This is a genomic window from Streptomyces niveiscabiei, assembly GCF_001419795.1.
In the GTDB taxonomy this organism is placed as follows: domain Bacteria; phylum Actinomycetota; class Actinomycetes; order Streptomycetales; family Streptomycetaceae; genus Streptomyces; species Streptomyces niveiscabiei.
This window is the reverse complement of record NZ_LIRL01000583.1, coordinates 1-8484: the sequence shown is the minus strand read 5'-3', so window position 1 is coordinate 8484 and position 8484 is coordinate 1. Positions and strand designations below refer to the sequence as shown.

7 protein-coding genes are annotated in these 8484 nt (G+C 71.3%); 6 read left to right on the top strand and 1 reads right to left on the bottom strand.

What is annotated here, in order from left to right; translation table 11 throughout:
• The coding region (locus tag AOK24_RS27030) for an SACE_7040 family transcriptional regulator (protein ID WP_055722669.1) at positions 1 to 555 on the bottom strand (555 nt) is incomplete at its 3' end.
• A gap of 85 nt (positions 556 to 640) precedes the next feature.
• Here AOK24_RS27030 and AOK24_RS27025 point away from each other — a divergent pair.
• The 6 genes from AOK24_RS27025 to AOK24_RS27000 all read left to right on the top strand — a co-directional run bounded on the left by AOK24_RS27025 (position 641) and on the right by AOK24_RS27000 (position 8349).
• Positions 641 to 2257, top strand: coding sequence for a carboxyl transferase domain-containing protein (locus AOK24_RS27025; protein WP_055722668.1), 1617 nt, complete (start codon positions 641 to 643; stop codon positions 2255 to 2257).
• A gap of 5 nt (positions 2258 to 2262) precedes the next feature.
• A complete protein-coding gene (locus AOK24_RS27020; RefSeq protein WP_055722667.1) occupies positions 2263 to 4230 on the top strand; it encodes an ATP-binding protein in 1968 nt (655 codons plus the stop codon).
• Entirely contained in the window at positions 4223 to 5167 is a 945-nt protein-coding gene (locus tag AOK24_RS27015; protein ID WP_107104057.1) for a hydroxymethylglutaryl-CoA lyase, read from the top strand. The genes AOK24_RS27020 and AOK24_RS27015 overlap by 8 nt, the downstream gene beginning before the upstream one ends.
• Positions 5167 to 6327, top strand: coding sequence for an acyl-CoA dehydrogenase family protein (locus AOK24_RS27010; protein WP_055722665.1), 1161 nt, complete (start codon positions 5167 to 5169; stop codon positions 6325 to 6327). The genes AOK24_RS27015 and AOK24_RS27010 overlap by 1 nt, the downstream gene beginning before the upstream one ends.
• Before the next feature lie 134 nt (positions 6328 to 6461).
• Complete coding sequence (locus AOK24_RS27005; protein ID WP_055722664.1) at positions 6462 to 7517, top strand: ABC transporter substrate-binding protein; 1056 nt, start codon at positions 6462 to 6464, stop codon at positions 7515 to 7517.
• 7 nt (positions 7518 to 7524) lie between these two features.
• Entirely contained in the window at positions 7525 to 8349 is an 825-nt protein-coding gene (locus AOK24_RS27000) for a siderophore-interacting protein (protein WP_055722663.1), read from the top strand.
• Positions 8350 to 8484: the final 135 nt, after the last annotated feature.

Below are 8484 nucleotides of genomic sequence, written 5' to 3'. Positions count from 1 at the left end.
GTGCAGCAACCGCGCCGTGTCCCCCCGCCCCGGCAGCGACCCCGCGCGCCCGAGGTGCGGGGTCGAGTTCAGGAGCCCGAAGACCGAGTGGACGGCGGACCGCGCGGCGGGTTCGAGGAGGGCCGGGTAGACCTCGCGCACCACCCCGACCCACAGCTCGACGTACTGCCGCTGGAGCTGGCGGACGAGCTTGCGGTCGCTGTCGCGGAGGCGGTCGAGTTCGCGGTCGTGGAGGGTGATGAGGGGCCGGTCGTCGAGGGCGAAGTCGATGTGGCCCTCGATGAGGGAGTCCAGCACGCGCGCGGGAGGCTCGGCGGAGGACTCCTGGAGGCGGCGGCGCGCGCCCGTGAGGAGCTGGCCGCTGATGCCGACGAGAAGCTCCGCGAGCATCGCGTCCTTGCCCGCGAAGTGCCGGTAGAGCCCGGGTCCGCTGATGCCGACGGCCGCGCCTATCTCGTCGACGCCGACGCCGTGGAACCCGCGCTCGGCGAAGAGCCGCGCAGCCTCTCTGAGGATCTGGTCGCGCCGGGTGGGAGCGTCGGTTCTGGTGCCCATGAAATCGATTCTAGACAGGCTTGTTAGCGGTCGTTAACATGGAGGCCATGGGTTAACGCTCATTAACTTCGGAGGGGAGCGCGACATGGCGCAGGAACCCGTGCTGACCAGCGCGGCAGACCCCGCGTCGGAGACGTGGCGGGCGAACGAGGCGGCGCACAGCGCGCTCGCCGAGGAGCTGCGCGGCAAGCTCGCGGCGGCCCGCCTGGGCGGCGGCGAGAAGGCCCGCGCCCGGCACACGGCGCGCGGCAAGCTCCTCCCGCGCGAGCGCGTGGACACCCTCCTGGACCCCGGTTCCCCGTTCCTGGAGCTGGCCCCGCTCGCGGCCGAGGGGATGTACGACGGCCAGGCCCCGGCGGCCGGCGTCATCGCGGGCATCGGCCGCGTGAGCGGGCGCGAGTGCGTGATCGTCGCGAACGACGCCACGGTCAAGGGCGGGACGTACTACCCGATGACCGTGAAGAAGCACCTGCGCGCGCAGGAGGTCGCCCTCGACAACCGCCTCCCGTGCGTGTACCTGGTGGACTCGGGCGGCGCGTTCCTCCCGATGCAGGACGAGGTCTTCCCGGACCGCGACCACTTCGGCCGCATCTTCTACAACCAGGCCCGCATGTCCGGCGCAGGCATCCCGCAGATCGCCGCGGTGATGGGCTCGTGCACGGCGGGCGGCGCGTACGTCCCCGCGATGAGCGACGAGGCGGTGATCGTCCGCGGTCAGGGGACGATCTTCCTGGGCGGCCCCCCGCTGGTGAAGGCGGCCACGGGCGAGGTCGTCACGGCGGAGGAGCTGGGCGGCGGCGAGGTCCACGCGCGCGTGTCGGGCGTGACGGACCACCTCGCGGAGGACGACGCGCACGCGCTGCGCATCGTCAGGAACATCGTCGCCACCCTCCCCGCGCGCGGGCCGCTCCCCTGGGCGGTCCGCCAGGCGGCGGAGCCGAAGGCCGACCCGTACGGCCTGTACGGCGCGGTCCCGGTGGACCCGCGCACCCCGTACGACGTCCGCGAGGTCATCGCGCGCATCACCGACGGCTCACGGTTCGCGGAGTTCAAGGCGGAGTTCGGCCAGACCCTGGTCACCGGCTTCGCGCACATCCACGGCCACCCCGTCGGCATCGTCGCCAACAACGGCATCCTGTTCTCCGAGTCGGCCCAGAAGGGCGCCCACTTCATCGAGCTGTGCGACCAGCGCGGCATCCCGCTGCTGTTCCTCCAGAACATCTCGGGCTTCATGGTCGGCAAGGACTACGAGGCGGGCGGCATCGCGAAGCACGGCGCGAAGATGGTCACGGCCGTCGCGTGCACGCGCGTCCCGAAGCTGACGGTCGTGATCGGCGGCTCGTACGGCGCGGGCAACTACTCGATGTGCGGCCGGGCCTACTCCCCCCGCTTCCTGTGGATGTGGCCCGGCGCGAAGATCTCCGTCATGGGCGGCGAACAGGCCGCCTCGGTCCTGGCGACCGTCAAGCGCGACCAGCTGGAGGCGCGCGGCGAGGAGTGGCAGGCCACCGACGAGGACGCCTTCAAGGCGCCGATCCGCGCCCAGTACGAGCAACAGGGCAGCGCGTACTACGCGACGGCCCGCCTGTGGGACGACGGAGTGATCGACCCCCTGGAAACTCGCCAGGTCCTGGGCCTGGCCCTGACCGCCTGCGCCAACGCGCCCCTGGGTGACCCCCAGTTCGGCGTCTTCCGGATGTGAGGCCCATGTTCGACACCGTCCTCGTCGCCAACCGTGGCGAGATCGCCGTCCGCGTCATCCGCACGCTCCGCGCGCTGGGGGTGCGCTCGGTCGCCGTCCACTCCGACGCCGACGCGGACGCGCGGCACGTCCGCGAGGCCGACACGGCCGTACGGATCGGCCCGGCGCCCGCGTCGGAGAGCTACCTGTCGGCGGAGCGCATCCTTGAGGCCGCCGCCCGCACGGGCGCGCAGGCGGTCCACCCCGGGTACGGCTTCCTCGCGGAGAACGCCTCCTTCGCGCGCGCCTGCGCCGAGGCGGGGCTCGTGTTCATCGGCCCGCCCGCCGAGGCGATCGCCCTGATGGGCGACAAGATCCGCGCCAAGGAGACCGTCGAGGCGGCCGGCGTACCCGTCGTCCCGGGCGGGCGCGACCCCGAACTCGCCGAGGCGGCCCGCGCGTTGGGCGCCCCCGTGCTGCTCAAGCCCAGCGCGGGCGGCGGCGGCAAGGGCATGCGCCTGGTACGCGACATGGCCGCGCTGGACGACGAGATCGCCGCCGCCCGCCGCGAGGCCCGCGCCTCCTTCGGCGACGACACGCTCCTGGTCGAGCGCTGGATCGACCGCCCCCGGCACATCGAGATCCAGGTGCTGGCGGACGGCCACGGCAACGTCGTCCACCTGGGCGAGCGCGAGTGCTCCCTCCAGCGGCGCCACCAGAAGGTCGTCGAGGAGGCCCCCTCGGTCTTCCTCGACGCGTCCGCGCGCGCGGCGATGGGCGAGGCGGCGGTGCAGGCGGCGCGCTCGTGCGGGTACGTCGGCGCGGGGACGGTCGAGTTCATCGTCCCCGGGGGTGACGTCAGCCAGTACTGCTTCATGGAGATGAACACCCGCCTCCAGGTGGAGCACCCGGTCACCGAACTCGTCACCGGCATCGACCTCGTGGAGTGGCAGCTGAGGGTCGCCGCCGGGGAGAAGCTCCCCTTCACGCAGGACGACATCGCGCTCACGGGCCACGCGGTGGAGGCCCGCCTCTGCGCCGAGGACCCCGCGCGCGGGTTCCTCCCGACGGGCGGCACGGTCCTCAGGCTCCGCGAGCCCGAGGGCGACGGCATCCGCACCGACTCCGGGCTCAGCGAGGGCACCGAGGTCGGCAGCCTGTACGACCCGATGCTCGCGAAGGTCGTCGCGTACGGGCCGGACCGCGCGACCGCCCTGCGCAGGCTGCGGGCCGCCCTCGCGGAGACGGTCACCCTGGGGGTGCAGACCAACGCCGGGTTCCTGCGCGCGCTCCTGGCCCACCCGGCGGTCGTCGCGGGCGACCTGGACACGGGGCTCGTCGAGCGCGTCGCCGGGGACCTGGTCTCCGACGCCGTACCGGAGGAGGTGTACGAGGCGGCGGCGGCCGTACGGCTGGAAGCGCTCCGGCCGGCCGGTCAGGGCTGGGTCGACCCCTTCTCCGTACCGAGCGGGTGGCGGCTGGGCGGCGAGCCGAAGCGCACGGCCTTCCACCTGACGGTGCGCGAGCCGCTGGAGTACACCCCGCGCGGGACGCACACCGTCACCCCCGGCCAGGTCTGCGTCACGCTGGACGGCCTGCGGCACACCTTCCACCGCGCGGGCGACTGGCTGGGCCGCGACGGCGAGGCCTGGCAGGTCCGCGACCACGACCCGGTCGCCGCGTCCCTGACGGCCACCACGCGCGCGGGCGCCGACGCCCTCACCGCCCCGATGCCCGGCACGGTCACGGTCGTCAAGGTCGCGACCGGCGACGACGTCACCGCGGGCCAGAGCCTGCTGGTCGTCGAGGCGATGAAGATGGAGCACGTCATCACGGCTCCGCACGCGGGCACGGTCACCGAACTCGACGTCACCCCGGGCACGACGGTCGCCATGGACCAGATCCTCGCGGTCGTCACACCGAACGACGCCGACGACGCCAATGACGCTGGCGACCCCGCAGGCGCCCCTCCCCAGGAGGCCCCCGATGCCTGAACTCCCCATGACCGTCCCGGCCGACGGCCTCCCCGCCCGCGTACGCATCCACGAAGTGGGCGCCAGGGACGGCCTCCAGAACGAGAAGGCGACCGTCCCCACGGAGATCAAGGCGGAGTTCATCCGCCGCCTCGCGGACGCCGGTCTCACCACCATCGAGGCGACGAGCTTCGTCCACCCCAAGTGGGTCCCCCAACTCGCGGACGCGGAGGCCCTGTTCCCGCAGATCCGCCAACTCCCGGTGGACCTCCCGGTGTTGGTCCCCAACGACCGCGGCCTCGACCGGGCCCTGGCCCTCGGCGCGACCCGCATCGCGGTCTTCGCCAGCGCCACGGAGTCCTTCGCCAAGGCCAACCTGAACCGCACGGTCGACGAGTCCCTGACGATGTTCGAACCGGTGGTCACCCGCGCGAAGGACCACGGAGCCCACGTCCGCGGCTACCTGTCGATGTGCTTCGGCGACCCCTGGGAGGGCCCGGTCCCGGTCCCGCAGGTCGTCAGGGTCGCCAAGGCCCTGCACGCCATGGGCTGCGACGAGCTGAGCCTCGGCGACACGATCGGCGTGGCGACCCCGGGCCATGTGAAAGCCCTGCTCACAGCCCTCAACGAGGCCCAAGTCCCCACCTCCGCCCTGGCCGTCCACTTCCACGACACCTACGGCCAGGCCCTCGCGAACACCCTCGCCGCCCTCCAGCACGGCGTCACCACGGTCGACGCCTCCGCGGGCGGCCTCGGTGGCTGCCCGTTCGCCAAGTCGGCGACCGGCAACCTGGCCACCGAGGACCTCGTGTGGATGCTCCAGGGTCTCGGCATCGACACGGGCACCGACCTCGGTCAACTCGTCGCCACCAGCGCATGGTTGGCCGGTCACCTGGGCCGCCCGAGCCCGTCCCGCACCGTCCGCGCTCTCTCCCACCAGGACCACAAGGAACAGTGATGGACTACCGCCTCTCCCCCGAGCTGGAAGAACTCCGCCGCACGGTCGAGGAGTTCGCGCACGACGTCGTGGCCCCCAAGATCGGCGACTTCTACGAACGGCACGAGTTCCCGTACGAGATCGTCCGCGAGATGGGCCGCATGGGCCTGTTCGGCCTCCCGTTCCCGGAGGAGTACGGCGGGATGGGCGGCGACTACCTCGCGCTGGGCGTCGCGCTGGAGGAACTGGCGCGCGTGGACTCGTCGGTGGCGATCACCCTGGAAGCAGGGGTCTCGCTGGGCGCGATGCCGATCCACCTGTTCGGCACGGACGAGCAGAAGCGCGAGTGGCTCCCGCGCCTGTGCGCGGGCGAACTCCTCGGCGCCTTCGGCCTGACGGAACCGGACGGCGGCAGTGACGCGGGCGCGACGCGCACGACGGCCCGCCTGGACCCCGAGACCGACGAATGGGTCATCAACGGCACGAAGTGCTTCATCACCAACTCGGGTACGGACATCACGGGGTTGGTGACGGTGACGGCGGTCACCGGCCGCAAGCCGGACGGCAAGCCGCTGATCTCCTCGATCATCGTCCCGTCGGGGACACCGGGGTTCACGGTCGCGGCCCCCTACTCGAAGGTCGGCTGGAACGCCTCCGACACCCGCGAGCTCTCCTTCGCGGACGTACGCGTCCCGGCGGCGAACCTCCTCGGTGAACTCGGCCGCGGCTACGCCCAGTTCCTGCGCATCCTGGACGAGGGCCGGATCGCGATCGCCGCGCTGGCGACGGGTCTCGCGCAGGGCTGCGTGGACGAGTCGGTGAAGTACGCGAAGGAGCGCGAGGCGTTCGGCCGCCCGATCGGCGCCAACCAGGCGATCCAGTTCAAGATCGCCGACATGGAGCTGAAGGCGCACACCGCGCGCCTGGCGTGGCGGGACGCGGCGGCCCGGCTGGTCGCGGGCGAACCCTTCAAGAAGGAGGCGGCGTTGGCCAAGCTGCACTCCTCGACGGTCGCGGTCGACAACGCGCGCGACGCGACGCAGATCCACGGCGGCTACGGCTTCATGAACGAGTACCCGGTGGCCAGAATGTGGCGCGACTCGAAGATCCTGGAGATCGGGGAGGGCACGAGCGAGGTGCAACGGATGTTGATTGCCAGGGAGTTGGGCCTTGTGGGCTGACATCCAGCGCTCCACAGGCCGTGCACAGCTTTCGATCCAAGGCGACCACCCCTAGGAACATCGACTGAGGTTAGGCTAACCTACCTTCGATCTGTCCCGGCGGTGATCCCGCACGTCCGAAAGCAGCCGCACCCATGCCCAACGCCAGAACCACCCACCTCACCCGCCGCGGCGTCCTGGCCGCCGGCGGAGCCCTCGGCCTCGGTGCCGTCCTCACCGCCTGCGGGGACGACGACGCGAAAAGCGGTGGTTCTGAGTCGGCGGGCCCGGGCGCGAACCCCGCGAAGTCCGGCCCGTGGACGTTCAAGGACGACCGCGGCACGACCGTGAAGCTCGACAAGACCCCCTCGACGATCGTCGCCTTCACGGGCGTCGGCGCGGCCCTGTACGACTACGGCATCGAGGTCAAGGGCGTCTTCGGCCCGACGAAGACGCCCGCGGGCAAGGCCGACGTCCAGGCCGGCGACATGGACGTCTCGAAGGTCGAGATCCTCGGCAACGTCTGGGACGAGTTCAACGTCGAGAAGTACGCCGCCCTCGCGCCGGACGTCCTCATCTCGACGATGTTCGACGCGGCCGGCACCCTCTGGTACGTCCCCGAGGCGTCCAAGGACAAGATCGCCAAGTTGGCGCCCAGCGTGGGCATTTCGGTGTACGACCGCCAGCTCACCGCGCCGCTGGAGCGCATGTGGGAGCTGGCCGAGTCGCTCGGCGCGGACATGACGGCCGCGAAGGTGACCGCCGCGAAGAAGCGGTTCGAGGACGCGGCGACCCGGCTGCGCGCCGCCGCGAAGGCGAAGCCCGACATCAAGGTCCTCGTCGGTTCCGCGAGCGCCGAGCTGTTCTACGTTTCCGGTAGCAACCTCTCCATCGACCTGGAGTACTTCAAGGCCCTCGGCGTCAACTTCGTCGAGCCCCCGGCCGCCACCCTCAAGGCGAGCGGCGGCTGGTTCGAGCCGCTGAGCTGGGAGAACGTCGACAAGTACCCGGCGGACCTGATCCTGATGGACGACCGCACCTCGGCGATCCAGCCCGCGGCGATCACCAAGGACACCTGGAAGAAGCTGCCCGCCGTCAAGGCCGGCCAGGTCATCGCGCGTTCGCCCGAGCCGATTCTGTCGTACGACAAGTGCGCGCCGCTCCTGGAGAACCTCGCGGCGGCCATCGAGAAGGCCAAGAAGGTCGCGTGATTCCCGTATGACCGATTCCGCCGGGTCCCCGTTCCGTTTCTTCTCCCTTCACGTGACGCGGACCCGGCGGATTTCTCCGTCCCTCGTCCGCGTTTCTTTCACGGGGGACGATCTCCGCTTTTTCTTCTCCGCCGGGTACGACCAGTCGCTGTCGCTTTTCGTCCCGCATCCCGGGCAGCGCGAGCCGCAGGTCCCGGTCGAACTCGGCGACGGCTGGTGGCAGGGCTGGCGCGACCTCCCCGACGACGTACGGGCCGTGATGCGGTCGTACACGCTGCGGGAGCTGCGCCGCGAGCCGGACTCCGGCCCCGCCGAGATCGACGTCGACTTCGTGCTCCACACCCCCGCCGGACCCGCCTCGGCCTGGGCCGACAGGGCAGCACCCGGCGACCGGGTCCTCCTGCTGGGCCCCGCCGTCGCCGACAACCGGGCGATCCGCTTCCGGGCGCCCGACGACGCCGACCTGATCGTCCTGTGGGGTGACGCGACGGCACTTCCCGCCGTCGCGGCGATCCTCGAGGCGCTTCCCCGGGACCGGCGGGTGCGGGCCTGGATAGAGATTCCCGACGTCGCGGACGTCATTCAGCTCGCCGCCCCGAAAGACACCGAGATCAATTGGCTGGTCGGCGAGGATTCCCTGAAGAATCTGCGCGCCGCCCAACTGCCGCCCGCAGAACTGCCGTACGTGTGGATCGCCGGGGAATCTGGTTCCGTGAAAGCCCTGCGGCGGCATTTCGTCCAGGAGCGCGGATTCGACCGGCGCCGGGTCACCTTTGTCGGTTATTGGCGGCGGGGAATGTCCGAGGAAGAGCTGAGAGCCGCCAGGGAGTAACACCCCCCGGCGCGGGCCCCGACAGCGAACGTGATCACGGTCACGGGACAGTCGCGATTTCGAACAGCAAACTTAGGTTAGGCTAACCTTACTTAACCCCTTCTCGATCGCTCCCGATCGCCCCCCGTTCACCCC